25 protein-coding genes and 1 pseudogene are annotated in these 26,749 nt (G+C 64.9%); 10 read left to right on the top strand and 16 right to left on the bottom strand.

The window, feature by feature from the left end; all coding sequences use genetic code 11:
• Positions 1-110: 110 nt before the first annotated feature.
• The gene (locus AQZ50_RS10250; protein ID WP_067746146.1) at positions 111-2,264 is read right to left on the bottom strand and encodes a phosphocholine-specific phospholipase C; all 2,154 of its coding nucleotides are present in this window, start codon (positions 2,262-2,264) and stop codon (positions 111-113) included.
• Between the two features lie 134 nt (positions 2,265-2,398).
• On the opposite strand from AQZ50_RS10250, the gene AQZ50_RS10255 reads away from it, so the two are divergent.
• Complete coding sequence (locus AQZ50_RS10255; RefSeq protein ID WP_067746262.1) at positions 2,399-3,139, top strand: UTRA domain-containing protein; 741 nt, start codon at positions 2,399-2,401, stop codon at positions 3,137-3,139.
• Here AQZ50_RS10255 and AQZ50_RS20055 read toward each other — a convergent pair.
• Both AQZ50_RS20055 and AQZ50_RS10265 read right to left on the bottom strand, forming a co-directional pair.
• Positions 3,114-5,021 carry a Ca2+-dependent phosphoinositide-specific phospholipase C gene (locus AQZ50_RS20055; protein ID WP_197412455.1) on the bottom strand — a complete coding sequence of 636 codons (1,908 nt, stop codon included), beginning with the start codon at positions 5,019-5,021 and terminating at the stop codon, positions 3,114-3,116. The two genes, AQZ50_RS10255 and AQZ50_RS20055, sit on opposite strands and share 26 nt — an antisense overlap.
• A gap of 137 nt (positions 5,022-5,158) precedes the next feature.
• Positions 5,159-6,238, bottom strand: coding sequence for a YeiH family protein (locus AQZ50_RS10265; protein ID WP_082703563.1), 1,080 nt, complete (start codon positions 6,236-6,238; stop codon positions 5,159-5,161).
• Positions 6,239-6,255: 17 nt separating this feature from the next.
• Here AQZ50_RS10265 and AQZ50_RS10270 point away from each other — a divergent pair, with 17 nt between their 5' ends.
• Positions 6,256-6,477 (top strand): hypothetical protein, encoded by a 222-nt coding sequence (locus tag AQZ50_RS10270; RefSeq protein WP_067746148.1) that lies wholly within the window; start codon positions 6,256-6,258, stop codon positions 6,475-6,477.
• A 13-nt stretch (positions 6,478-6,490) separates the two neighbouring features.
• Here the strand turns inward: AQZ50_RS10270 and AQZ50_RS10275 are convergent, their stop codons facing one another.
• Positions 6,491-7,381 carry a LysR substrate-binding domain-containing protein gene (locus tag AQZ50_RS10275; protein WP_067746149.1) on the bottom strand — a complete coding sequence of 297 codons (891 nt, stop codon included), beginning with the start codon at positions 7,379-7,381 and terminating at the stop codon, positions 6,491-6,493.
• A 417-nt stretch (positions 7,382-7,798) separates the two neighbouring features.
• On the opposite strand from AQZ50_RS10275, the gene AQZ50_RS10280 reads away from it, so the two are divergent.
• Positions 7,799-8,188, top strand: coding sequence for a hypothetical protein (locus AQZ50_RS10280; RefSeq protein WP_156427303.1), 390 nt, complete (start codon positions 7,799-7,801; stop codon positions 8,186-8,188).
• Positions 8,189-8,384: 196 nt separating this feature from the next.
• On the top strand, positions 8,385-8,927 hold the full coding sequence (locus tag AQZ50_RS10285; RefSeq protein WP_067746153.1) for a flavin reductase family protein: 543 nt from the start codon (positions 8,385-8,387) through the stop codon (positions 8,925-8,927).
• 33 nt (positions 8,928-8,960) lie between these two features.
• Here the strand turns inward: AQZ50_RS10285 and AQZ50_RS10290 are convergent, their stop codons facing one another.
• Entirely contained in the window at positions 8,961-9,560 is a 600-nt protein-coding gene (locus tag AQZ50_RS10290) for a murein L,D-transpeptidase catalytic domain family protein (protein ID WP_082703564.1), read from the bottom strand.
• A 104-nt stretch (positions 9,561-9,664) separates the two neighbouring features.
• On the opposite strand from AQZ50_RS10290, the gene AQZ50_RS10295 reads away from it, so the two are divergent.
• Positions 9,665-10,816, top strand: coding sequence for a L,D-transpeptidase family protein (locus AQZ50_RS10295; RefSeq protein WP_067746266.1), 1,152 nt, complete (start codon positions 9,665-9,667; stop codon positions 10,814-10,816).
• Here AQZ50_RS10295 and AQZ50_RS10300 read toward each other — a convergent pair.
• The 10 genes and pseudogenes from AQZ50_RS10300 to AQZ50_RS20435 form a co-directional block, all read right to left on the bottom strand.
• Positions 10,813-12,219: an efflux transporter outer membrane subunit gene (locus tag AQZ50_RS10300; protein WP_067746270.1), complete on the bottom strand. Its 1,407-nt coding sequence runs from the start codon at positions 12,217-12,219 to the stop codon at positions 10,813-10,815. The genes AQZ50_RS10295 and AQZ50_RS10300 overlap by 4 nt on opposite strands.
• A gap of 10 nt (positions 12,220-12,229) precedes the next feature.
• Entirely contained in the window at positions 12,230-15,397 is a 3,168-nt protein-coding gene (locus AQZ50_RS10305; protein WP_067746155.1) for an efflux RND transporter permease subunit, read from the bottom strand.
• A gap of 89 nt (positions 15,398-15,486) precedes the next feature.
• A complete protein-coding gene (locus AQZ50_RS10310) occupies positions 15,487-16,788 on the bottom strand; it encodes an efflux RND transporter periplasmic adaptor subunit (protein WP_369801408.1) in 1,302 nt (433 codons plus the stop codon).
• A 513-nt stretch (positions 16,789-17,301) separates the two neighbouring features.
• Positions 17,302-17,898 carry a TetR/AcrR family transcriptional regulator gene (locus tag AQZ50_RS10315; protein ID WP_231730219.1) on the bottom strand — a complete coding sequence of 199 codons (597 nt, stop codon included), beginning with the start codon at positions 17,896-17,898 and terminating at the stop codon, positions 17,302-17,304.
• 116 nt (positions 17,899-18,014) lie between these two features.
• Complete coding sequence (locus AQZ50_RS10320; RefSeq protein ID WP_156427304.1) at positions 18,015-19,799, bottom strand: GGDEF domain-containing protein; 1,785 nt, start codon at positions 19,797-19,799, stop codon at positions 18,015-18,017.
• Between the two features lie 87 nt (positions 19,800-19,886).
• Positions 19,887-20,162 (bottom strand): annotated as a pseudogene (locus AQZ50_RS10325) (ABC transporter permease); the annotation flags it as partial.
• Positions 20,149-20,691 (bottom strand): outer membrane factor lipoprotein domain-containing protein, encoded by a 543-nt coding sequence (locus AQZ50_RS10330; protein ID WP_067746159.1) that lies wholly within the window; start codon positions 20,689-20,691, stop codon positions 20,149-20,151. The pseudogene AQZ50_RS10325 and the gene AQZ50_RS10330, both read right to left, overlap by 14 nt.
• Positions 20,691-20,978: a glycine zipper 2TM domain-containing protein gene (locus AQZ50_RS21185; RefSeq protein ID WP_156427305.1), complete on the bottom strand. Its 288-nt coding sequence runs from the start codon at positions 20,976-20,978 to the stop codon at positions 20,691-20,693. Before AQZ50_RS21185 ends, AQZ50_RS10330 begins: the two co-directional genes overlap by 1 nt.
• Positions 20,979-21,028: 50 nt before the next feature.
• Positions 21,029-21,703 (bottom strand): SH3 domain-containing protein, encoded by a 675-nt coding sequence (locus AQZ50_RS10340; protein ID WP_156427306.1) that lies wholly within the window; start codon positions 21,701-21,703, stop codon positions 21,029-21,031.
• Positions 21,700-21,876, bottom strand: coding sequence for a hypothetical protein (locus AQZ50_RS20435; protein WP_156427307.1), 177 nt, complete (start codon positions 21,874-21,876; stop codon positions 21,700-21,702). Before AQZ50_RS20435 ends, AQZ50_RS10340 begins: the two co-directional genes overlap by 4 nt.
• Positions 21,877-22,150: 274 nt before the next feature.
• Here AQZ50_RS20435 and AQZ50_RS10345 point away from each other — a divergent pair, with 274 nt between their 5' ends.
• The 5 genes from AQZ50_RS10345 (at position 22,151) to AQZ50_RS10360 (ending at position 25,330) form a co-directional block, all read left to right on the top strand.
• Positions 22,151-22,882 (top strand): hypothetical protein, encoded by a 732-nt coding sequence (locus tag AQZ50_RS10345; protein WP_156427308.1) that lies wholly within the window; start codon positions 22,151-22,153, stop codon positions 22,880-22,882.
• Positions 22,883-23,100: 218 nt separating this feature from the next.
• Complete coding sequence (locus AQZ50_RS20060) at positions 23,101-23,265, top strand: DUF3309 family protein (protein WP_082703566.1); 165 nt, start codon at positions 23,101-23,103, stop codon at positions 23,263-23,265.
• Between the two features lie 59 nt (positions 23,266-23,324).
• Positions 23,325-23,516: a Thivi_2564 family membrane protein gene (locus tag AQZ50_RS10350; RefSeq protein WP_067746167.1), complete on the top strand. Its 192-nt coding sequence runs from the start codon at positions 23,325-23,327 to the stop codon at positions 23,514-23,516.
• Positions 23,517-23,702: 186 nt separating this feature from the next.
• Entirely contained in the window at positions 23,703-24,398 is a 696-nt protein-coding gene (locus AQZ50_RS10355; protein ID WP_231730220.1) for a winged helix DNA-binding protein, read from the top strand.
• A 98-nt stretch (positions 24,399-24,496) separates the two neighbouring features.
• Positions 24,497-25,330 carry an alpha/beta fold hydrolase gene (locus AQZ50_RS10360; protein WP_231730221.1) on the top strand — a complete coding sequence of 278 codons (834 nt, stop codon included), beginning with the start codon at positions 24,497-24,499 and terminating at the stop codon, positions 25,328-25,330.
• 78 nt (positions 25,331-25,408) lie between these two features.
• Here AQZ50_RS10360 and AQZ50_RS10365 read toward each other — a convergent pair whose 3' ends face one another.
• Positions 25,409-26,734, bottom strand: a complete 1,326-nt coding sequence (locus AQZ50_RS10365) for a M20 family metallopeptidase (RefSeq protein WP_067746171.1) — start codon at positions 26,732-26,734, stop codon at positions 25,409-25,411.
• Positions 26,735-26,749: the final 15 nt, after the last annotated feature.

Raw genomic sequence — 26,749 nt, forward strand, 5'->3', positions numbered from 1 at the left:
GATCAATTGCAATAAGACTTTTTATCCATTCAGACACAGCCGACAGCACGCCAGACGTGCGCAACGATAGCGGCCCACGCCGCCTTTTTGGTATATACCACGTTAGCGAGCTAAGCGCGCATCGGGCCGATTCCCGGATCGGTCCGGCTGCTCGCCCCGGTTTCGACATGCCCGGCAAACTGCTGCGCGAATCCGGGGGCGTCGAGGGCCGACACACAGAGGCTGTACCAATGGTCGCTGGCCGCAATCGCCCATTCGCTCGTGACCGACTGCCCAGCCGCGACCGCGATCGACCGCCGCCGCTGCGCCGGGTCTGCGACGGGATAGGCATCATCCATCGCCACTTCGACAATGCGGGTCCGGGTGCCGTGGTTGGTGATGGCCAAGGCGATGTCCCCGCCCGCGACCTCGGTCAGCGCGAGCGCCAGATCCTGATCGGCGAGCCCCGCAAAGCGCCGGTAAAATCCGTTGGGACCATGCACGATCAGATCATGGCCGCCCGGCGTTTCGCCCCCGTTCCCGCTGTCGTTCCAATGGCCCGCCGCATGACGCTCTCCCGCGCCGATGGTATAGCGCCACGGACCTGCCGAACCGGTCGCGTCGAACACCTGAAACACCGCCCCGGTCGCCCCGGCATTGACCAGATCGATCCACAGGCGGCCTTGCGCAATGCGCGCATTGGCGGCGATCCGATAGGGCAGCGCGCGCGCCGGCTGCTGGCCCGCGTCCTGCTGCGCCAACGCCTGTTGCGCCGGGATTTTCAGGCCCGGAGCGGCCAGCGAGCGGGCGATCCGTTGCGCGTAATCGGCGGTATCGGGCAAAGTCAGGCCGGTCCAGTCGCGGTTGGGCGAATGAAAGTCGAAACACGAGGTCAGATCGCCGCACACCGTCCGGCGCCAGGCGCTGATATTCGGCTCCATCACCCCGAAACGCCGTTCGAGAAACCGCAGGACCGACGTGTGATCGAACACTTCCGAACAGACGAAGCCCCCGCGCGTCCATGGCGACACGACGATCGCAGGCACACGGATCCCCAGCCCCAGCGGATAGCGGCCCCGGTTCGCGGCTTGCGCATCGTGCGCATAATCCTTGCTCTCACCCGCGACCGAAACCGTGCTGAAGCCCTGATCGGGCGCGAGCGGCGGCATCGGCGGAAGCATGTGATCGTAAAAGCCGCCCGCCTCGTCATAGTTCAGGATGAACGCGGTCCTGGCGAACATGTCGGGATGGTCGACCAGCGCTTCGATCAGGCGCGCGCTCAAATGCTCGCCCTTTGACGGCACCGCGGTCGGGTGTTCGGACAAGTCCGCAGCGGTCACGATCCACGACACTTGCGGCAGCTTGCCCGAGGCGAGATCGGCGCGAAACGCCTCCACCAGCTGATCGCCGTCCGAACGGGTCCGGTCGGCGCCGGTCTTGTGCTCGGATACCCACGACCGCCCGCGCAGATACAGCGGCGAATCCTTGGCGCACGGCCGGAACGGTTTGAACACCGACAGGATATTGTCGCCGAAGTTGTCGTATTCCTGATAGATTTTCCACGAAACCCCCGCCGTCTCCAGCCGCTCGGCATAGGTTGTCCACGCGTGCGGGCCCTGCGCCATCGGCCGGTCCTCGGCCATGTCGGCGCTGGGCGTTTCGTCTTCGCCATAGTTGCTCATTTCCGGGTCGCCGCCGACGGCCCCGCCCCCGTTGCATCCGGTCCACAAGTGCAGCCGGTTCGGGTAAGTCTGCGTCAGCGTCGAGCAATGATAGGCATCGCAGACCGTGAAAGCGCTCGCCAGCGCATAGTAATAGGGCAGATCGGTGCCCCGATAATAGGCCATCCGCTTGTGCAGTTCGCCGCTATGGCCCCAACCGTCATAGCGACCGCCGTTGACGATCGGGATGGCGGCCTGATGGCCCTGATCGGACCCGTCGACGACAAATGCGTCGGATACACGCGAATCGCCGTGAAACGGCATGACATGGCCGTCGGGATGCTCGTGGCTGGGCTGGCGCCACACCGTCGCGCCATCGGGCAGCCGCAACGGACGCGGATCGCCAAACCCGCGCACGCCGCGCAGCGCGCCAAAATAGTGATCGAACGAACGGTTTTCCTGCATCAGGATCACGACATGATCGACATCCATGATCGAGCCGGAAACCTGGTGCGCAGGAATCGCCATGGCCTTGCGGATGGCAGCGGGCAGCACGCCAAGCCCGACGCCCGCCGCCAGGCCGCCGCCTGCCCGTTGCATGAAAGTCCTGCGATCGGTCTGCATGTCCGTGTTTCTCCCGTCAGGATTTGGTGTATACCAGTGCTTGGGGACGGTTTCGTGAAACCTGCGAACCGGTCCGCGCAATCCGCGCCGGACTGCCTTGCTCCCTTCGCAACATGTGGTACGTCAAAACGAAGATGCACACGCCGATCAGCGGGAGCGCCCTTTACGAAGGGCTCCATTATCTCGAATTGCGCAACGCGATCGCGGCGGAGATCGCTGCCGGTACGCTCAGGCCGGGCGAGCGGCTGCCCTCCGAACGCGCCCTGGGGACGGCAGGCGGGATCGCGCGCGGCACGATCCGCGAAGGTTTGGCGCAGCTTGAAGCCGAAGGCCTGATCTACCGCAAGGATCGCAGCGGCTGGTACGTATCACCGGCGCCGATCGTCTATGATCCGACCCGATGGGAAGGGTTCATCTCTTATGTCGAGGCGCAAGGGCGCACGCCATCCACACGCACGCTGGACGCCACGCTCATTTCCGCCGACGCGTTCCTTGCCGGGGTGATGGATCGACCGCCCGGCGCACCGCTCTACCAGATCCGTCGCTGTCGCTCCATCGACGCGCGCGCCGTGCTGGTTGAAACCATCATCGTGGATGCCGCACTCGCGCCCGATTTGCTGCGATTTTCGTTCGATCAGTCGCTGACCAGCATTCTCAAGGCGGAATACGGCCTGGCCGTGACCCGCAACAAGATCACGATGCAGCCCTGCGCGCTGACCGGCCACGAAGCCCACACACTTTGCGCAAAGCCGGGGCTGCCCGGGCTCAATGTCGTGCGCACAAGTTACGATGCGCGCGGCCGGGTGGTGGAATTCGACCGCGAATACTGGCGCCATGACGCCGTGACGATCAGCGTCGAGGCCCGCGTTCGCTGAGCGCTTTGGCTTCGGCGCGGCACATCGCCGCGTCGGGCGCCGGAGCAGAGACACGGACTTTGACCATTTCGTTGCGCGCGGCCTCCAGATCCGCGCGGAATGCAGCGGAACCGTGCAAGGCGGCAGTCGCCGCCGCACCGGCCAGCCAACCGGCCTCGACCGCGCTGCGGCTGTGCGCGCCGCATATCACGCGGCTTTCGCCAAAGGCTCGCCCGCGCGCCAGGATCGCGCTGGCCCGGTCAGGCACGAGCTCGGCCAGGATCAGCGCCTCCATCCATCCGCCCGCAGCGTGGCCGGACGGATAGTCGCCATTACCGGCAAGGTGCGCGGTCCGCGCCTGGCAGATCCGCACCGCCGGGCCCATGCCGATATAAGGGCGCGGCGTATGGTAAAACGCCTTGACCGGATCGACCACACCCGCCGTGCCGGCGCGGTCGAGCAGCCGCGCCAGCGCAGGCGCGGTATCGGGCGCAAGGCTGACCCCGAGCGCGCAGGCAAAGTGAACAAACGGCCCGCTTTCGACATCCGCAACAGCCAGCCGCCACCGTGCCGAGCCCGCGAGCCGACGCGTGGCGGCAAACACCTGACGATCCGCGCGGGCAACCGGCCCATGCCGCCGGGGCGGCGGCGGCAGGATGCGCAGGCCGTCGGGCATGGTGTTGCCAGGCAGATAGGCGCTGTCCCGCGCCCCCGGCGGATTCGCGTGTTCGACCGCGACCGCCCCGCAACGGGTGCCCATGCGCTGCGGATTGCACAGCGCCGCAGCGCCCCCCGGCAGGCGCACCTGATAGGGGCTGTGCAAACCCGGCTCTGGCCAGAGATAGTCGGTCGAAACATATTGCGCGCCCGAGGCCAAGGCGGCATCGCGCCGCCGCGTGTCATTCGCGCGCGCTTCCACCGTGTCCGCATCGGCGCGCGTGCGCACGATAAAACCGGCCGCGACCGCCTTGCGGATGCGCTGCGCATCGACGACCGGATCGTTGAGCGTCAGGTAGGCCGCCGCCGGCGAGCTTTCGTCGGTGTTGACGAAAAACACCCGGCCTTCGAGCGAGCGCCGCGCCCCGCGATAAAGCGCAACGACATCAGGCCCTTCGTCCAGCGCGAACAGCACTTTGCCGCGCGCCTGCCCCAACCGGGGCCAGGCGTCGTGAAGCACCGCCTGGCGCAGCGTCGGATACCCGCGCTGAACGTCGTCCGGCGTGATCAGCGAGGCGGGAGGAAACACCGCGCGCACTTCGCGATCGAGCGCATCGAACATGGCGGCGTCGAACGGCAAGGCATCGATCCCGCCGGGCATGGCCGCCGCATCCGCCTTGGCGTTGAACATCAGCATGATCGGCACATGATCGGGATGATCAAGCGACCAGCGCCGCACGATCCCGAGACATTCGCGCAAGGTCACGCACGAACTGAGCACGTCCAGATCCTGCACATGCATCACCTTGAAGCCCGGCTCGGCCAGTGCCGCGCGGCGCGCAGGATCGAGCGCCACCCCCGCCGCGCGCAGACCCGCCGGATCGAGATAGCGCCCGCCGACAGGATCGGCATAGACATCGATTTCGATCTGTCGCACCCCGGCATCGAGTTGCTCGGGCAAGGGCCGGTGGCGATAATCGATATCGTCGGCCCGTTGCGGCGCGGCCTTGCGGATCAGCGCCAGCACGGCGTCGGGCACTGCCGTCTTGTAACTGTTGTGCGTGCCGACGGTGACCAGATCGTTGAGCTTGAGATTGTGGTCCATCCACGCGCGGGCACACCCGGCGCCTGCACCGGCAAGGTCGATCGCCGCCAGGTTACACCGGGCAGAAGCCCCCGCGATGCCTGGGGACAGCAGGAAGGCCCCCGCAAGCGCGACCGAGATCTTCCACCGCGCACCTGCCACTTCGCCGTCTCCGCCATCGTGTCGACGCCACCTCGCCGTCACAATATTGGTCTAGACCACAGCAAAGTTACCGTCGGATGACCACGGGCTCTCTCTCCCGACCGGCAAAGACCCCGTTGTGGCCCTTCCCGCAGCGGTCACCCGATGTGCAGCAGATGGATCAGCGTCAGGCTGATCGCCCCCAGCACGGCCAGCGACAGCACGACCGCCGTGGTCACCCTGCCGCCTGCCTGGGCAACGGTGCGCACATCCACGCCAAGCCCCAGCGCGGCCATCGAAACCACGGTCAGCAGCGTCGCCGCAGTCCCCATCGGGGCCAATGCGGCATGGGGGATCATATCCAGCGAACGCAGTCCGGCGAGCCCGAGAAATCCGATGATGAACCAGGGCACCAGATGATGCAGCGGCGGGCGCCCCGGCACCGGGCGCTCGCCGGTGGTGACATGCGGGGGCAATTCGTCGGCTTCCTCGCGCAGACCGGTCGACGTCAGCGACAAGACCACGCAGACCGGGCCGAGCATCAGCACGCGAACCAGTTTGACCAGCGTTCCCATCTGGACCGCAACCGGCCCGATCGGCGCCGCCGCAGCAATGACTTGCGGCACCGCATAGACGGTCAATCCGGCCAACGCGCCATATTGCAGCCCGCTCATGTGCAGCCCCGCGCCGACCAGCGGCAGGCCGAGCACGACCACGACGCCGAGCACGGCGGTAAAGCCGATCGAGGCGGCGACATCCTCGCCATCGGCGCCGATCACCGGAGCGACCGCCGCAATCGCGGAATTGCCACAGATCGAATTGCCGCAGGCAATCAGCAAGGCCATGCGCGTGGGCAGCCGCAACAGCTTTCCAATGGCAAAACTGCTGACAATGGCCGCAGCGACCGTTCCGGCGATGCCGATCAGCAACCACGGCCCAGCCGCGACGATCGTGGCCGCGCTGATCGACGCCCCCAGCAGGACGACCGCCAGCTCGAGCAGGAATTTGGCACTGAAACCGATACCGGGAAACCAGCGCGCATCAGGCGTCCACAGGCTGCGCAGCGTCGTGCCCGCCACGATCGCCAGAACCAGCGCTTCGAGCCAGGCGCGGCCGAACAGCATCTGTTCGCCTTGCTGAAGCGCGAATGCGGCCCCCGTCACGGCGACGCAAAGGATCACGCCGGGGGCGAGGCGCGAAACGCGGTTTGAATGCGGCGGGTTGGTCCGGGTTGTCATGGCTTGGTCCTCTTGCCATGAGCAATGGGCGCGCCGATTTGATCAATCCAACGGGCAATATCGATCATTTCAATCCATTTTGCGGATTGATGGATACCCCCGCCCCGCGCATGACCGGGGCGCTCACATCAGCAGCCCTTCTGAATTTTCAGTATTTCCGGCATTCGCACGGGTACGCGCGCCGCATGTCAGGCCACGCCCAATCGTTCACCAATTACGATCAAAATATATCACTTTGATCTTATATAGAGATCAAATGATCCAATCGAACGGCCCGCCAAAGCTCTTGATCACATCCAGCAGCGCATCGGCGGCCTTGCTGCGGTAGCGCTCTTTCTGGCGCAGGCCAAAGAACGGCCGCTCGGCAAGATCGAACGGCAAGGCAAACAGCGCGCGCGCCTCGATCGCCGGGGCGACGACCAGATGCGAGAGCACGGCATGGCCCACCCCCGCCCGGACAGCGGCAAGCACCGCCTCGTTGGACGGCAAGGTCAGCACGACATTGAGATCGCGCGGATCGATGTCGCGGGCCCGCACGGCATCCTCGAACGTGGACCGGGTGCCCGAGCCGCGCTCACGCATGACCCACGGCGCCTCTCTGATCCAGGCATTGGTGATCGCATCGGCGGGCGCCCGGCCCACCAGCAGCATGCGGTCGGTGCCGATCTTCCAGTGGGCCAGCCCCGGCTCGTCGATGCTCCCTTCGATGAAACCAAGCTCGGCCTCGCCATCGAGAACGCAACGCGCCGCGCCTTCGGTATTGGCCAGCGCGACCGACAGCTCGATCTGGGGATAGCGCGCGTGAAACGCGGCAAGCCTTTCCGGCAACCAGTATCCGGCGATCGTCTGGCTGGCGACAAGACGCAGATTGCCGCGCTTCAGCCCGCCATATTCCGACAGGGCCAGTTCCGCGCTGGCCGCCCGCGCCAGCACCGCGCGCGCTTCGTGAAGGAACATCTGGCCCGCATCGGTCAATTCGATCCCGCGCCCCACCCGGTGAAACAGCTTGATGTCGTGGCGCGCTTCGAGCGACGCGATCGCCCCGCTTGCCGCCGACTGGGTGACATTGAGCATCTCGGCGGCGCGCGTGACATGCTCGCGCTCGGCCACCGCGACGAAAATCCTCAGCTGTTCGAGTGTCATCTATCTTCCCGGGGGCGCCGCAAGGCCGTCAATCGAAGCCCCAGTGGATTGTTTTTGACATTTGCATCCCGCCATCCGGATAGCACGGTCGCAAATGTCAAAAACGGAAAATCCACTAGAATCAAATGTTTCTAGTGGTCCGAAAAGATTCTGACATTTGCACACTACCTAGCCGAGAGCGGGTGCAAATGTCAGAATCGGACCACTAGGTTAGGCCGTGGATCGACGAAGGAGAAGATCCCAAGTGGATAACCACCGCCAACCGCGAAATTCCGCGCCGGACTGGGTAGATTCCGACGCTGCCGAGCCCTCGCGCCGGTTTCTATGAAGTCTGTTACGCAGCCTTGCGCGATCAGCCGCCGAGCGGACCTGTTCAAAGGTCTCCGGCTGGCGCCAATTGAGGAATTTTCGATGCGCATGAAAGCTCTAACCATTACCATGGCCGTATTGGGCATGGTGGGCGCGGCATTGCCCGCATCCGTCGCCATCGCGCAGCACGCCGGCCAACAGCATCAAGGCGGCGGCCATCAGGGCGGCGGGGGCCATCAAGGTGGCGGTCATCAGGGTGGCGCTCATCAGGGCGGGGGCGGCAACCCGCATGGCGGCGGCCAGGGCGGAGGTCACGGCGGCGGCTATGGCGGCGGGCACGGTGGCTATGGTCGCGGAGACGGCGGCGCAGGGTTCGCGTTCGGCGCGGTGCTCGGCTATTATGCAGGTCATCCCTATTATTGCCGTCATCACCGTCATTGGCGCTGGAGCCATCGCCTTCACCGCTATGTCTATTACACCAGAGGCGGCTATTGCTGATCGCGAACCACCCTTGATACCCACAGCAAGGCCGCTCCCGACTTGGGGCGGCTTTTCTGCGGGCTGACTATGCCCTGTCGCTCTCGTCCCCTGTCGCTCTCGGCACCGCCGAATGACATCTGCGCGCCGGAAACGAGGCCCGCTTGGCGCGCAAGGGTGCTATGCCATGGGGGCCCCTCGCAGGATGGAAACGCCCATGGAAAGTCTGCCCCTGACCAAGGCCTTCACGTTGATCGAACCGGGACCGGTGATTCTCGTCACGACGAACGATGGCCGCAAAGACAATGTGATGACCCTGACATGGTCGATGGTGCTGGATTTCGCGGCCAGTTTTGCGATCACGACCGGGCCGTGGAACCATTCCTTTGCCGCGCTGTGCGAGACGCGCGAATGCGTGCTGTCGATCCCCACTGTCGACCTGATCGATACGGCGGTCGGCATCGGCACCTGTTCGGGATGCGATACCGACAAGTTTGCGAAATTCGGCCTGACCCGTGCGAAGGGGGAAAGGGTCCGAGCGCCGCTGATCAAGGAATGCCTCGCCAATATCGAATGCCGCGTCGTCGATCTGATCGAACGGCACAATATCATCGTGCTCGAAGGCGTCGCCGCCTGGTTCGACAGCGCGCGCAAGGAACAACGGCTGATCCATGCCGTTGGCGACGGCACGTTCATCGTCGACGGGCGCACGATCGACCGCAAGGCCATGATGCGCTCAAAGCTGCCCGACGGACTTTGAGCAGCGCATGACGAGCTGCCCGCGCCGCCGTCCCTATTTCGAAGCGAACAACAGGCGACCGGTGCCCAGCCGCGCGAGAAGCTGGCCGATGTCGTCATGCGACACCGCGAAACAGCCCTCGCTGCGCCCGACCCGGCCGTGCGCCCTGGCCATGCCGCGGTCGACATAGCTCGCGGCGTGGATCACGATCGCCCGGCTTTCGGCCAAGCTGTTTTCGGCATCGAGCCCGTGCAGCCGGCGCGACCGGCCGTGCTTTCCCGAATACGTCTCGCTGGTCAGGAAACTGCCCTGACACGATGCATTGGAGCCGGGACGGTTCGACAACCGTTCGACCCAGCCGCTGTTCGCCGGATCCGACCCCCGGCCATGCGCGACGAGCATGCTCGCCACGACCCGGCCATTGCCGACATCGACGATCTGAAAGCGCGGCTCGCGCGAAGGAGCCGAAAAATCGACGAGACCGATCACGTCATGATACGGTATCGACGATCCATGAACCTTGAGCGCAGCCATCGCACGTGCCAGCAGGGCAGGCTTTTCGCCGGTTTTCACCGTGGCGAATGCCCGCGGCACAACCAGCCCTGCCGATCCGGCAACAACGACGCCCAAAAGATTGCGCCTGCTAAATTTCATTTTGTGCGATTCCCAAAATCTTATACCTCCAATGTGGGTATCGCAGGCCGGGTTTGCAAATACCTGGGTCAAACTTCGGACATATTTTTTGGATGCATGACACGATGAAACGATGGCTGGTTCTCGCGCTGGCGCTTGGGGTGTGCAGCGGCAACACGGCCCCGCCGCAACCGGGCTGGACACCCGCCGAAATCACCACGCTGAAACATTGGGTCGCCGCAGCGCCCGAAGACGCCTTGCCGGTTTTGCCCACGCATGACCTCGATCAGGCGTTGGCCGGGCCCGATCATGCGGCAATCGATCAGGCCGCGACCCGCCTCGCGCTGGCGCTGGCGCGCATCCATTTGCGCGGCGCGACCACTCCCACTCAGGGCCAGGACTGGCACCTGGTCGACACCGACGCGCGCATCGACATCGCGGCGCAGCTCGGCGCTGTCCTTGCCGGATCCGGCGGCAGCACCGCGCTTGATCGCTTTTTTGCAGGGGCGCGGCCGCAATCGCCCGATTATGCGGTATTGCGCACAGCTTATGCCTCGGAACGCGATCCCGCCCGCCGTGCGACGCTGGCGCTCAACATGGAACGGTGGCGCTGGATGCCGCGATCGCTGGCCCCCGATCATATCGAGGTCAACACCGCCGCCTTTGAAGTCAGCTTGTGGCGGCAGGGGCATCGGGTCGGCACCTGGCCGGTCGTCGTCGGCAAGCCGAAATCGCCGACGCCGGTTTTTTCCGCCGAAGTCACCGGGGTCACTTTCAACCCCTGGTGGGACGTGCCCGCCGATATTGCGCGCGAAAGCATCATCGGGCTGATGCGGCGCCACCCGGCGCTGGCGCGCCAACGCGGCTATGTGCACACCGCCGGGCGCTATCGCCAGCGGCCGGGCCCGGCCAATGCGCTGGGTCAGATGAAACTGGTGATGCCCAACCCGTTCAACGTCTATCTCCACGATACGCCCGAAAAAAAGCTGTTCGCCCGCGATGTTCGCGCCTTCAGCCATGGTTGCGTGCGGGTCGGCGATGCGCTGGGCTTTGCCACAACGCTGATGCAGGGCACCGCTTCTGCCGATGCGATCAAGGCGATCCTCGCCACGAGCCGCACGACGACCGTCGACCTCGCCGCGCGACTGCCCGTCTATGTCACCTATTTCACCGCAACCACGCACGCCGACGGCACGCTCGCGTTCCTGCCCGACGTCTATGGCCGCGACGCCGATCAAGGTCACGCCGACGATCCGGCGCACGACTGCGCAGGTTAGCCGCGCGCCCAGCCGCCGCCCAGCGCGCGAAACACATCGACTTGCGCAAAGGCGGCGTCGCGGCGCGCGGCGACGAGATCACTTTCGGCGGCGGCCAGCGTGCGCTGCGCATCGAGCACAGTCAGGAAATCGATCCGGCCTTCGCGTTGCCGGGCCAGCGTGATGCGCGCGGCACGCTGGGCTTCGTCGCGCGCGCGCTCCAGCGTGTCGATGCGTTCGCGCAGCCGGGCATAGCTCGAAAGCGCGCGCTCGGTTTCTTCGAGCGCGGTCAGCACCGTCCCGTCGAATTGCGCCAGCGAGGCCGCGCCGTCGGCGCGAGCGGCGGCAATGCGCGCGCGAACGGCGCCGGTATTGGGGAACGTCCAGCTGATCAGCGGCCCCAGCGCCCAGCGCGAGGAATCCGCGCCAAACACGTCCATGCCGCCCAGCGCAGTCGCCCCGCCCGACGCGCCGAGCGTGATGTGCGGATAGAGCTCTGCGGTGGCCACGCCGATGCGCGCGGTATCGGCGGCCAGGCGCCGCTCCGCCGCGCGCACATCGGGGCGGCGGGCGATCAAGGCGGCACCATCGCCGACCGGTATGGGCCGGGCGGGATGCGGCGTGACGCTGCGTTCGCCGAGGTCCGTCGGCATGTCCTGCGGCGTGCGCCCGGTCAGCGTGGCAAGCCGCAGCAGCGCGGCCCGGCGATCGGCCATGATCTGCGGGATGGCGGCCGCCTGTTGATCGCGCAGCGCGGTAACGCGGATCAGATCGAGCCGGTCGGACCGGCCCACGTCTGCACGCGCGCCGGTAATGCGCACCGATCGATCGAGCAGGGCCACCGTATCGACCGCGACTTTCAGCCGTTCCGCGCTGGTGGTCAGGTCAAGATAGGCGCGCACGGTATCGGCCACGACCGCAACGCGCACGGCGTCGGCATCGGCGTCCGCCGCCCCGGCATCGCCGCGCGCCGCCTCGATCCCCCGGCTGACCCGGCCAAACAGATCGACCTCGTAAGACAGTGTCAGCCCGCCATCATAGACCCAGGCCTCGCGCGCCGTGCCCGGCGTCAATTGCGCGGCGGAAAACCGCTCGCGCTGCGCCGACGCGGCAAGGCCGGTTGTCGGCAATCGCTCTGACCGGGCATTGCGCAACAGCGCGCGGGCATGGTCGACACGCGCAGCGGCAAGCCGGATGTCGGTGTTGGCGGCCAGCGCATCCTCGACCACGCGGGTCAGCACCGGGTCGTCATAGAGTTCCCACCAGCGGTCGACTGCCGCTTCGCGAGTGACCCCGGGGCTGTCCGCGCCAAGGAACGGCGCCCCGGCCGAAACGGAAAGCTGCGGGGGCTGGTAATTCGGTCCTGCCGCGCAGCCACTCAGCAGGCTGAGCGCCAGTAGCAGATAGACGATGTGTCGGTTCATGATCGGCATCCTATTGCGCGGGCATCAGCACCGGACGGCGCGCGCGGCGGTGCAACGCGTCGGCCATCCGGCGGCACAAGACATAGAAAGTGGGCGTGAACAGCAGGCCGAAGCCGGTGACCCCGGTCATTCCGTAGAACACCGCCGTACCCAGCGCCTGGCGCAGCTCCGCCCCTGCCCCGCTCGCCATGACCAGCGGCACAGTGCCGAGAATAAAGGCGAGGCTGGTCATCAGGATCGGGCGCAAGCGCGTGCGCGCGGCATGGATCGCGGCTTCGACCGGGCTCATCCCCAGCTCGTCCTCGGCGGCCCGCGCAAATTCGACGACGAGAATGGCGTTTTTCGCCGCCAGCGCGATCAGCACGATCAGGCCGATCTGGGTCAGGATATTGTTGTCCATCCCCCGCAGATTGACCCCCAGCATCGCGGCAAACAGGCACATCGGCACGATCAGGATGATCGCCAGCGGCAGCGCGAGGCTTTCATATTGCGCGGCCAGCACGAGGAAGACGAACAGCACCGCCATGGCAAACACCACGCCCGCCGTATTGCCGGCATGGCTTTGCTGATAGGCGATGTCGGTCCATTCCCCGCCGTAGCCGGGGGCCAGGGTTTCGCCCGCCAGCTTTTCGATCGTGGTCAGCGACTGCCCGGTGGAATGGCCGGGCGCGGTATCGCCATCGATTTCGACCGCCGGTTGCAGATTGTAGCGCACGACGCGATAGGGCCCGGTCTTGTCGCGAAATGTCGCCACCGAGCCGAGCGGCACCATCTGCCCGGTGTTCGACCGGGTCTTGAGATTGGCGATGTCGGCGACGGTTTCGCGATGCGCCTGATCGGCCTGGGCGGTGACCCGGTATGTCCGCCCGAGCAGATTGAAATCGTTGACGAACGCCGATCCCAGATAGACCTGCATCGCCTCGAACACGCGCTCGGGCGGAACGCCGAGCAAATCCGCCTTGCGCCGGTCGACATCGGCATAGACGCGCGGCGTGCCGATATCGAACAGGGTATAGACCTGATGCAATCCGGGCTGTGCATTGGCCTTGGCGATCAGCGCCCCGGCCTGCTGGTTCAAGGCGTCATAGCCGCGCCCTTCGCGATCCTGCAGCATGAAGCGATAGCCGCCCGCCGCGCCGATCCCCTGAATGACCGGCGGCGGCACGATCAGGATACGCGCCTTGTCGTATCCGGCGACCGCCTGCTTCGCCTGATCCATGATCCCCTGATAGGTCGCGCCCAACGCGCGGCGTTCGTCAAACGTCTTGAACGGGAAATAGATCGCCGCCGAATTGGGCGCGGCGGTCTGCGAAGGCCCATGAAACCCGGCGAACATCACCGCGCCGCGCAGCCCCTTGATCGGCAGGATGCGCGCGGCGACATCGCGCGTGACGGCATCGGTGCGTTCGAGCGAGGCGCCCGAAGGCAATTGCACAACGGCCAGGAAATAGCCCTGATCCTGCGCCGGGATAAAGCCCGAAGGCGTCACCCAGAACAGCGCAAGGGTCGCCGCGATCAATCCCGCATAAGCCGCCAGCATGCGGCGCGGCGCAGACAGCAGGCGCCGGGTCAGGTCGGCATAGCCATCGCTCAACCGGTCAAACCAGCCATTGAATGCCGCGCCCGCGCGTGACAGGACGCCGGGGTGATCCCCGGAATGATCCGATACCGCATGCGGCCGCAGCAACAGCGCGGCGGCGGCAGGCGACAGCGTCAGGCTGAGCACCAGCGAAATCACCGTCGCGCTCGCGATCGTCACGGCAAACTGCTTGTAGAACGCGCCCGACATCCCGCTGATGAACAGCGTCGGCACGAACACCGCGCACAAGACCAGCACGATGGCGACCAGCGCGCCCGCCACTTCGTCCATCGAGGTGCGCGCGGCCTGCAACGGGCTTTGGCCAAGGCCGATATTGCGCTCGACATTTTCGACCACGACGATCGCATCATCGACGACGATCCCGATCGCCAGAACCATGCCGAACAGCGACAGCGCATTGAGCGAAAAGCCGAGCGCGAGCAGCACCGCCGCCGCGCCCAGCAACGAGACCGGGATGGCGACAATCGGGATCAGCGCCGCGCGCCAGTTCTGCAGAAAGACGAGGATCACCAGCACGACCAGCACCATCGCCTCGGCCAGCGTGTGATAGACCGCATCGATCGACTGACCGATGAATTCGGTGGGGTTGTAGATCACCGAATAGCCCATGCCGCGCGGGAACGTTTTCGAAATGGTGTCCATCTCCGCCTTGATCCGGTCCGCCGCCGCCAGCGCGTTCGAGCCGGGGCGCTGCATCACCGCGATGACCACGGTGGGCTTGTTCGACAGATAGGTGTTGGTGCCGTAATCCTGCGCGCCGAGTTCGACCCGCGCGACATCGCGCACGCGCACCTGATGCCCCTGGGCGTCGGTGCGGATGACGATGTCGGCAAACTGGTCGGGCGTGGTCAGGCGGCCCTGCATTTCGACGCCAAGCTGAAAGGCATCGCCTTTGGCCACCGGCGGCGCGCCCAGCGCGCCCGAGGATACCTGCACATTCTGCGACCGCAACGCGGCGACGACTTCGCCCGCCGTCAGATTGAGCGCCGCCGCACGGCCCGGATCGATCCAGATGCGCATGGCATAGTCGCGCGCGCCAAACAGCTGCACATCGCCGACCCCGTCGAGCCGCGCCAGCCGGTCTTTCACCTGGGTCAGCGCATAGTTCGACAGGTAATCGCGGCTGAGGCTGCCATCGGGCGACTGCAGATTGACCACCATCAGAAAGTCGGGCGAGGTCTTGCGGGTCACCACGCCCATCCGCTGCACTTCTTCGGGCAGGCGCGGCACCGCCACGGCCACCCGGTTTTGCACCAGCACTTGCGCGGTATCGAGATTGGTGCCGATCTTGAACGTGATGGTGATCTTGACGGCGCCGTCGCCGGTCGACTGGCTGCTCATATAGAGCATGTTGTCAACGCCGTTGATTTCCTGCTCGATCGGCGCGGCCACCGTGTTGGCCACGGTTTCGGCCGAGGCGCCGGGATATTGCGCGCTGACCGTGACGGTCGGCGGCACGATGTCGGGATATTGCGAGACGGGCAGGCCGAAAAAGGCGAGTGCACCGACAACCGAAATGATCACGGCGATCACACCGGCGAAAATCGGGCGGTCGATGAAAAAGCGGGATAGACGCATGGGGATTTGTCCCGAAAAAAGGAGCAGGCGCGCGCGTCCGCCACCAGGCCCAACCGCGCCCGGCGCCGAATGCGAAAAAAACGTCGAAATCAGCGGGCGAGCGTGGCCTGCGCGGCGGCAGGCGCGCTGCTGCCGGATGCCATATCATCGGATCGAGCCGCGAACGGAGCCGGGCGGGTCTGCACTTTCGCCCCCGGCATCGCCGCCTGAAGATTGGTCACCACCACCCGGTCCGTGCGTTGCAGCCCGCTCCGGATCACGCGCAAGCCGCGCACCACCGGCCCCAGTTCGACGGGCCTTGCGACCACCGTCCCATCGGCGCCGACCACCAGCACGGTCTTGCGCGCCTGATCCGACTGGATCGCTTCATCGGGCACGAGCAGCGCATTGACCGTCCCGCCGCCCGACAGGCGCATATTGCCGAACAGGCCGGGCGTGAGGAACAAGTTCGGATTGGCAAGGACCGCGCGGCCCCGGATCGTGCCCGAATGCGGATCGAGCCCGTTGTCGGTAAAATCGAGCCGCCCATGCCAGGCATAGCCCGCCTCGTCCTGCAACCTGATCTCGACTTGCGGCGGCGCGCCTTTCGCGGTCTTGTCGCGTTGCGCCTTGAGGAACAGCGCTTCGGAGGAATCGAAGTCGAAATAGATCGGGTCGAGCGCGTTGATCGTGGTCAGCAGCGTGGCATTGGCGCCCTCGCCCGCCGCGACAAGATTGCCGACATCGACCTTGCGGTCGGAAATCCGCCCGGTGATCGGCGCGCGAACCTGGGTAAATTCCATGTCGAGCCCGCGTTGCCGCGCCCGCGCCTCGGCGGCGTCAAGACTGGCCTGTGCCGATTGCAATCGGGCGCGCAAGCCGTCGACTTCGCCCGCCGAAACCGCTTCATCGCCCGACAGGCGCGCGGCGCGGGCATAGTCGGATCGGGCCAGCGCCAGCGCACTGCGCGCGGCGGCGACATTGGCCTCTGCTTCGGCCAGCGCCGCACGATAGGGGCGTTGATCGATAGTGAACAAGAGCTGCCCTTTGCGCACCACGTCGCCGTCGTGGAAATGGAGCGCCGTGACTTGCCCGGCGACGCGCGGACGCACCTCCACCGACTGGCTCGGTGCGAAACGGCCGACGAAATCGTCCCATTCGACCACCGGTGCGACCAGCGGAGCAGCCACCCCCAGCGTCACTTCGGGCACGATCGCAGCCTTGGCCGGGGGACGAAGCACGGTGGCCCAGCCCAGCCCGCCGACGAGAACGAGCGCGATTGCGCCGATCGCCAGTTGGCGCGTGGACCGGCGTTTCATCGGGCGCGCGGACAGATCCGCATGCGTGTGGCCTGCACGCGATTGCGCGGTATCGATGCCAGTTTCGATGCCAGTATCGATGGTGGTTTGCATATCCATCAGGATGAACTCCGGAAATTCAGAATCGGGCGGGCAGCAGAGGGCAATCGGCAGCAATGCGCGGCGGCAGGAAGTCGCGGCAAGGCGCCCGCCGCGCCGCATGGCACACCGGGCCGCAGCCGCTCCGGCGGGAACGGTCGGGTATATGCGGTCCAGCCCTCTTCCCGGATGGACCGGCCCCGTCCGGCGGCGCCCCGCGAGTGGGGGGCAAGGCGCCGCCGGACGAGTGCCGGTTTCAGCCTGAAACGCCCGCGCTCCACAACAGGGACACGACAGGCGCCAAGCCGCTTCCGGCGCAGGCCATGCCTGTCACCGGACTGCCAAATGGCGCAGAAGCCCCGGAACGCTGGGATTGATCACGTCCGGTTGGTTGCACTTTGGTTGGGGGGGAAGCCAAAGGCCTCTACGCATTCAGTACCAAGCGGTATAGAATGCGACAGCATCGGCGTCAACCAATTTCTGTACCGTTCGGTAATCTATGATAAGGCGGGGATGTGGCGGGCGCGCTCAACGCCCCGGCCACAGCGCCAGCGTCGTCTGCACCAGTTGTTCCAGCTCTTGCGGGCTCGCACCGGAACCGGCCTGCACGCTCATGCCCTGCATCACTGCCGAGAGATAAGCGGCCAGCGCTTCGGGCGTCACACTCTCGGGAAAGTCGCCCTCTGTCCTGGCGCGATGAAAGCGCTCGATGATCGCCCGATCGGACGAGACTCGCCGCGCCATGACTTCCGCGCGAATCGACTCGGCAAAGTTGGCGCAGGCGACCGCGCTGATCACCCCGAAGCAGCCGCGCGGATCGCTGGCCCCGCTTTGCAAGGCTAGCGCGCCGCGCAGGAACCGCTCGGCCACGGCTTTGGCCGTCGGCGCTTCGAGCGCGCTGCGGACATAGGCCAGTTTGTCCCGTTCATAGAGATCGAGCGCCTTGCAAAACAACGATTCCTTGTTGCCGAAGCACGCATAGAGGCTGGGCTTGGTAATCCCCATCGCCTCGGTCAGCTCGGCCATCGAGGCGCCTTCGTAACCGCGTTTCCAGAACACCTGCAACGCGGCCGCCAACGCCGTTTCGGCGCAGAACTGGCGCGGACGACCACGTGGGGCGCCCATCATCTCTGGTACCGTCACCTCTGGTACCGTCGGCTCTACGGCCTCGTCGGAGCAAATCTCGCTTTCCATACCGAGCGGTATATAGGGATTCGCCGGGCCCGCGTCCAGTTGGCCGTTCAGGCGGCCACGGCCAGGCGGTTTCGACCGCTGTTCTTGGCGTGATAGAGCGCGGTATCCGCCGCCGTCATCACCGCCTCGGGACTGGTACCCGGCTCAAACGGGGCAAGACCCGCGCTGACCGTTGCCCGAAGCACCGTGTCGACCGAAGGGTGATTCTCACGGGCTGCAAAGCGCTGCAGGATCCGTTCGCAGATCTGCCGGGCATCGGCGATCCTGGCGCCGAACAGCAAGACGGCGAATTCCTCGCCGCCGAGCCTGACGGCATTGTCCCCGCCTCGCACGGATTGACGCAAGACCTCGGCAAACACCTGAATCACGCGATCGCCCGTCGTATGGCCATAAAGGTCGTTGATCCGCTTGAAATGATCCAGATCGAACAAAGCCAGACAGCCCGACTGACCGGTGGCAAGACCGCGCGCGAGATCCTGATCAAAGGCACGGCGATTGGCGAGGCCGGTCAGCGGATCGGTCATCGCCTGACGGGCAAGCGTATCGACCATCGCGTGTCGTTCGGAAATGTCGCGGATGATGGTGAGCGTACCGCTGACCCGCCCCAGGTGATCGAGTACCGCGCGTGTGCTGCCTTCGACCCACAGCTCACGACCGTCCCGGCATAGCGTGCGATACTCGATCACCGCCACCGCGTCCTTCGACTCCATGACCGCGTGGCGACTGGCCCGCACTCGCGGCGCATCGCGGGGATGGATGATCTCGAAAACCGAACGCCCGACGACATCTTCGGGCAGATAGCCCCACAGCCGCGCCACGGAAGGCGACGCGAAAATGACTTTCCCGTCGACTTTCACGCGCATGATGACATCGCTCGACCGCTCGATGATCAGTCTGTGCAGCGCCTCGGCCGCCTGCACCCGCTCAAGCAGGCGCCGACGCGCCGCAAGCTCCGCCGAAAGCGGCAGGAGAAGCACGACGACAGAGGCGAAATACCCCTGCAAAACCTCGAATCGCAACCACGTGCCGACATGAACAAAGGTCGTCGGCCCATAGCCCGCAGACGTCCCGACCAGCCCGATCGCGATCAGAATCATCACCGAGGCCATGGCGCCGAAGCGGCCAAGGCGCAACGTCGCGGCAACCATCGCGATCACCGGCAAAAGCACCAGCGGAAAGACCTTTTGCCCAAACGTGATCGTCGTGACCAGCGCCACGATACCCAGCAGGATGGCCGCTTCGCGCTTTTGATCCGGCGATGCCGATCGCATCCATTTGATCGCCTCCCCCTGCCGCGCGAGCAACAGCGGCGGCGAAAAGGCGATAAATCCCAGCGCGTGCGCGGCAAACCAGTCGCGCCAGGCCTGATCATAAGGCAAGCCGGTGGCAAAGTGAACGAACCAGGCCGCAGGCACGCCGCTTGCGGCGGGCAACAGCAAACCGGCGACGCCCAGAAAGCGCACCACTTCGTCGATCGATTGCAGTCGCCCGAAACGCGGATAGACCCGTTTGACGACAAAGGCCGCGCCCCAGGCCTCGATCACACCGATCACCGCCAGCGGCAGAGCCACTGCCGCGCCAAGCCCGAAGCACGCAATGGCCAGCGCTCCACAGGGCACCGCCCCCAGGATCAAGCCCAGCCAACGACGCCGTGGCGACAGCACAAACTGTACGAACAGCACTGCACCGGCGAACCACACCACCGCCACGCCGCGATCGAAACGCGACAACACGAGCCCGAGAACCATGCTCAGGAAATAGGCCAGCAGAAACAGGCCACGGGGGATCAGGCGCCCAAGCCGGGAGGACATCATCGCGACCAGCATGTCCATGTTTTTGTTACATGGAGCCTTATCACAGGTGACGAGGAGGGCAAGGGCTCGCCCTCAGTGCATTGCCCCGGCGGGCATGGCCGTACTCTATTCGTAGCGCAGAGCATCGATCGGGTTCAGACCCGCTGCCCGGCGCGCGGGGAAATAGCCGAACACCACCCCGATCGCCGCTGCGATCAGAAACGCGATGATGTTGATCCGCGGCACGAACAGCCAATCGACCTGCATAAACGGCGCAAGCACCAGCACCAGCAGTTGCGCCAGCACCAGCAGTTGCGCCAGCACGATGCCGATGACCCCGCCAAGGCACGACAGCACGATCGCCTCGACCAGAAACTGGGTCAGCACTTCAATCGAAGCCGCCGGCCTCGGCATCGGCGCGCGCGGCCTCGATGCTGCGCCCCCGCCCGCCAAAGATGTCGACCTGATACGAGGCATCGGCAGCAAGCGACAGGCTGTTTCCCGACGCGGTGGTGCCGGCAATGGCCTGGCTACGGTTATAGCCCCAGGATGCGGAAAGCGTCGGCACCATCGCGCTGCGGGCCTGTATCAGGGCTTCGCGCGATTGCCGCAAACGCGACAGCACCACCGCAATGTCCAGATTGGATTTCAGCCCTTCGCTCTCCAGCCGGGAAAGCTCCGCATCGCCAAAGCTGTTCCACCACAGCGGATCGCTGCCCCTGTGCGATGGATCGCTCGCGGATTGATCCGTCGGCACCGAATAGCGCGGCGGAACCCCCAGCGCGACCGGCGTCGGGGCATGATAATCCGGGCCCGCCGCACATGCGGAAACAGCCAGCACGCCCGGCAAGGCGATCAGCCCGAACCGGCAGCCAGCCCGCTCGGGCGCCGAAACGGTTCCGAACGGGTATCGAGCATTCCATCGCGCCATCAATTGCAGCGCTTGCGCCTGTTGTGGGCAAGCTCGTGCCCGGCGACACCGCCGGCCGCCGCGCCGACCAGCGTACCGCCCGTGCCGCCGAGAATCACATTGCCGAGCACGCCGCCGCCGACCGCGCCCGCGACGGTCCCGGTGGTCTTGTTGAAACGCAGGCAATGCCCGTGGCCCGACTGGGCATGGCGGTAATGATGCCGATGATGGCGCGCCTCAGCCGGGCTGGACAGGCCCAATCCCATGACAACCATGGCCGTCACGCCCAATAGATTTGAAATTTTCATGCACCATTCCTTGGTTATGCGTCGACGGGGCTCGCCTGCCGGTCAGGGCATCAATTCCCCGGTCTTTGGCCGCCCGGTTTTTGACCATGGCCTGGCTGGCCCTGCGGGTTCCCCGCATGACCGCCGCCCTGCTGACCAGACGCATGACCGTTGCCGGGGTTTACATGAACCGGGGCCTGACGTTGCGGAGCGACCTGGCGTTGCGGAACGACCTGTCGATGCTGCGTCCCGCCATGTTGCGCTCCCGCGCCTGGCTGAGCGCGCTGCGGCATTACCGATGGCGCGCCCCGGTTTGAGCCCCACTGCGGTTGATGGCCGGTGTTGTATTGCTGTTCCCAACGCGGCCGCTCGGCATAGAACGGCCTGCTGCGATAATGGCTGTCCCAATAGCTGCCGAACACGAACGACAGGATGCCGATCCCCATCGAGGGCATGATACTGCGCCTGCGCCCTTGATAGTTGACGACAATATCTCGCCCGGCGATCCAGCCACGATCATAGCGATTGCTGGCATCGCACCAGCTCCAATCGCTCAGGCAGCCATAGACGACCACGCCGCTGTTCCTGCGCAATCGCTGTAGGGCAGGGTAATCGGATTCAGGTCCGGCGTACATCGTCGTCGAACGAACCGTATAGCCGTTCATCTGCCTGGCCACGGCCGGCGAAATCGGAAGTGCCGCAGCCAATACGGCCGCGACGAGCACATAATTGCGCATCATGTTCAATCCTGGCGATTGTGCTGTTGGTCGTGGTGATCCTGATCGTGATCGCCCATGTGATGATCCCCCCGTGGACGACGGTCGTCCCGGTCGGGACGGCCATCGTGACATGCCGACAGGCCAAAGGTGGCCGTGATCAAGCCAATGACCAAGGCTGACTTACCTGCTTTGCGCGTCATCGAATAATCCCTTCGCAGAGTGAAGCTTTCGCAAAAGCTCTCGAAAATCAAACTTTATGACGTCCTCGAATGTGTGAAAGCCTCGGAATCTACGCGTTGACTTGCCCTTCGGGTGATGATGCCCCCGGCACAGCGGCTGAATGGGTAGTTTCCGATCCTGTCGAACGGCGATTTCCGGGTGCAGAGCAAAGCGATCTGGCCGCTGCGCCCCGCCCGATGTCTTGCGGGAGGGGCCTGCCAGACCGGCAAAAACGGCGACGGAGATCACATTGCCATGACCAGCATCCATCTGAACGGACACCATCGCAAGGCGCTCGCCGGACTGTTTCGCCATCCGGCATCCCACAATGTCGAATGGCACGATGTCGTGTCCCTGCTCAATCATGTCGGCACAGTGACCGAACGGCACGACGGCGCTCTTGAAGTCGCCATCGGGGCGGATCGGATCACTCTCAAACGGCCGCACGGGCACGATGTGCAGGGCGAAGAATTGCGCGATTTGCGCGCCTTTCTGACCAAGGCCGGGTTTTCGCCCGAAAGCCATCCGCCGCTTGATGCGGCTGATGAAGGGGGCAACCGACCCTGTATCGTGTTGATCGACCATCAGCACGCACGCCTGTTCGGATTGCGCGACGACGACGTCGATCAATTTGCCCCGCGCGTCCTCTCGCCCGAAGACGCCGATGGTTCGCGGCGCAAGCTCGAGCATCGCCAGGGAAACGACGACCATGACGGCGGCCATGCCGAAGAAGAAGACGCCTGGTACGAACGGATCGCCATCGATCTGGAACCGGCCCATCGCATTGTCGTATTAAGCGACGGCAAAGGGCGCAGCAGCGCGGGGGCCTATCTCGTCGACTATTGCAAGCGCCGTCATCCTGCCCTTGCCACGCGGATCGTCGCGACCGAGCGTGTCGATATTGCGCACCTGTCAGACGCCGAAATCGTTGCCGCGGGGATCGCCTTGCTGGACGCCGAACCCATGAATGCGCAAGAAAATGGGTAGATTCCGAGCCTGTTGCCGCGTTTGCGCCGCATTATAGGCATTCTTACCCCCCGTGGCGCCTGACTGTGCACTCCCCACGGTCAGGCGCCCTTTTTTCGGGGAGGCTGATCATGCGCACAGACCGTGCTTCGCACAGTCGCCAGTGGCGCAGCGGGCAAGGGTGATCGACCGCAGCGCCGATTGCCGATCCTGTCCGGGTCTTTCACAAGGAAACCACCATGTCGCTTGGCCTTCTTCTCGTCATCGTCCTCATCATCCTGCTGCTCGGCGGCTTCAGCGGTCGCATTGGCGGCTATGGCTACGGCTATGGCCATGGCGGGATCAGCGTGATCGGCATCGTGCTGATCATTGTCGTCGTCCTGCTTTTGACCGGGCGCATGTAATCCGGGCCCAATCACGCGGAACGCCGCTTTTTCAAAATCAATGGCAGGAGTTTGCCCGCATGACGCTTCTCAACATCATCATCACCCTGATCGCGGTCGGGGCCATCCTGTGGCTGATCAACACGCTGATCCCGATGGATGGCAAGATCAAATCGATCCTCAACGGGGTGATCACGATTGCGGTGCTGATCTGGCTGCTCAAGGTCTTCGGCATCGCCAGCATGCTTTCGACGATCCACGTCGGCAAATAAAACCCTCAAAATCATCATTCTTTTTGCCGAGACTGGCAGTTATCAGATTGTGATAAGCGGGTAAGGCCGGGATTTGCCAGCATCGCGGAGCCAGCCTACCGCACAGCGAAACGGCGTTGAACGCTCACCCGAGCCCATTGCGCCCGAGCCTTTGCTGCCCGAACGTTTTGCTGGAGGAATGCCGGTTTGCCTACCAAGTCGAGTCCGGGTCCGCGCACATCCGGCGGGGCCGCCGCAGCACGCGTGATCGCCATTCACACGGCGCGCGAAGAGCTGCGCACACAAGATGCCTTTGCTCCCGACAGCGATAAAGTGGTAGCCAGCGGCTCGACCACTTCACGCGGATCAGGGCAAGCCATGGAATCGAAATATTACCGGAACTGGCATTTGGCAAAGACCAACAGCGAGTTCCTCGTCACCGAATTCGAATGGGCACTGATCCGCCTGCACGAAGCGTTTGCCCGGTGGGTGGCGACATCCAGCTCGGTGCTGATCGACGAAGACATCAAGTTTTCCGAACACATGATCCTGCATGTCATCCGCATGCACGACCGGCCCAAGAACAGCGTCACGATCGCCCGGATGATGAACCGCGATGACGTGGCCAATATCCAGTACAGCCTGCGCAAGCTCGAAGCGGCCAACCTGATCGTCAAATCGCGCGAGAAATCGGGCAAGACGTTTGCCTATACGGTGACCGAAAAGGGCAACCAGATCACCCAGGGCTATGCCGATATTCGCAGCGACCTGTTGCTTCGGGCGATCAGCACGATTGCCAACATCGATGAACGCATTGCCGAGATGACCCAGACGATCGGCGTACTGACCGGCATTTACGAAGAAATGGCGCGCAGCGCGGCGACGTTCAGCACCCAGTACTGAACGCCTTCCTTTCGCCGAACCACCCCCCGCCCGCGCCCCTCGCGCGGGACGGAATGGCTTTGCGCGCCCGCAATACGAGCCACCGGATGGAGCAAACGATGAACGACAATCCCGAAATCGGCCGCCTTCTGGCCACTTGCGGCTACAACACCAATTGCCACGACGTCGGCTCGGGCGAAGCGGTCATGCTGTTGCACGGATCGGGCGCGGGCGTATCGGGCTGGGCCAATTGGCGCGGCCTGATGCCCGAACTGGCGCGCACCTATCGCGTCGTGGTGCCCGATCTCGTCGGCTTTGGTTACACCGAAACGCCCGACGATTTCACCTTCCGCTTTCTCGACAGTTGGGTCGACCAGATGTTCGCCACGCTCGACGCGCTGGGAATCGAACGCGCGCATATCGTGGGCAACAGCTTTGGCGGCGCGGTGGCACTGTGGATGGCCCGGCGTGCGCCCGAACGCACCGGGCGGCTGGTGCTGATGGGCCCCGGCGGCTGGCCTGCCCAGGTCGGGCCCGAACTCGCCGCGCTGTGGGCCTACAAGCCGTCGATCCCGGCGATGCGCGAAGCGATGAGCGTGATGGCCTACAATCAGGCGCTGGTGACCGAAGAGCTGATCGAAATGCGCTATCGCGCCACGTTGCGCGAAGGTGCCCAGGAAATGTTCGAACGGGTGTTTCCGCGCCCGCATCAGCGCTGGCTCGATGCCCAGGCGCTGCCGATCGGCGATCTTCAGGCGATTGCCAACGAAGTCCTGCTCATCCACGGCCGCGACGATCGCGTCGTTCCGCCAGACGTGTCGTGGAATCTCAGCCGCTATCTGCCCAATTCACAACTTCACGTGATCAGCAAGTGCGGCCACTGGACGATGATGGAACATCCCCGCCGGTTCCGCCAACTGGTCGAAAACTTCCTCGCCGAAGAAACCGCCTGAAACAAAAAAAGGGGGGCTGCGAGGCCCCCTTCCCTTTTCCTGAAACCAAAAAAAGGGGGCCATGCGGCCCCCTTTTTTTCAAAGGCCGAGGTCGCCGCGCGGCCGGGTCAGCGTGTCGATCAGCGCATAGGCGATCTTGTGCGCGCAAGGCATCAGATCGGGCACATACGTCGCGCCCATCCCGCCCAGCCCTTCGGCCACCGGCAAAGGCGATCCCGTTGCCGGCCAGGGCCAGCCCATCCGCGCGGTCGGCACGCCAAGCCGACGCAGCGCCGCGCCATCGGTCTGGCCGCCGAGCAGGTCGGGCTCGGGATAGTCGCGCCCTTCGATATGTTCCCACCCGCGTTGCGCGGACTGAATGATCCAGTTGTCGGGATCGGTGGTGCCGCCCGGCGTCGAACCATACATCGCCCAATCGAGATCGATGTCCGGATGGGCCGCGCAAAACCCGGCGATGAAACGGGCGAATTGCGCCTTGACCTCGCCCGGCGAGGTGCGCGGATTGATCCGCACATCGAAAAAGATCTCGGTCGCCGCCGTCGGAAACGCCGGGCGCCCTTCCCAGCCGCCGCGAACCCCGCCGATCCAGCCATAAGGCTTGATCTGACCCGACGTATTGGCGTCGGCATAGTCGATCAGCCAGGCTTCGAGCGCCGTGATGACAGTCGCGGCAGGGACCACCGAGCTGCGAAATTCGGGCAGGCCGCGCGGCACCCCGGCGTAGCCCAGGGTGCCCTTCACCGTAATCTTGAACCAGCCCATCCCCGGCTCTTCGTGATAGACCCAGTTCCACGGCTTCATGATGATCGCAAAGTCGGGCGCCATGCCGCGATTGAGCAAATGGAACACACCGTTCGACATGCCCGCATTGTCGCGCTCGGGAATGTTGACGGGCATGCCCCCATCGGCAAACGCGACGTTGAGATCGCCGGTCAGTTCCACCCCGCTTTCGACCACCGCCGTCGCGATTTCGACAAGTGTCGCAACCATCGCCTTGGGGTTTGACGAGCCGAGGCCATAGACCCAGTCATCGACCATGCGCGCGCGCGGCTGCAAGTCTGCCGTGCGATCGGGGCCAACCCAGGGGTAATCGCTGTCGTCGCCTTCCAGATGCGTGTCGATCGGGGCATAGAGCAAAAGCGTGGCGCCGCCGCCGCTGCCGCGCCGTTCGGCCAGCACATTGCCGGTCGTCGGGCTCATCGGCTTGTAGGCGCTGTTCAACCCCGCTTGCGCCAGCCGGTCCGCAATGAATTCGCTCGCCGCGCGGGTCGCGCCGGTCGGGCTGTGAATGTCGGTCAGATCGAACAGCAACTGCTTGAGCCGGTCCGCATCAAGCCGGGCGCAGACCCGTTCGTAGAGCGCCTGCTGCTCGGGCGAGAACGGCAGTTTGCGGGTATCGGGCATGGGCAAAGGCTCCGT

This window comes from Novosphingobium sp. Fuku2-ISO-50 (assembly GCF_001519055.1).
Taxonomy (GTDB): Bacteria; Pseudomonadota; Alphaproteobacteria; order Sphingomonadales; family Sphingomonadaceae; genus Novosphingobium.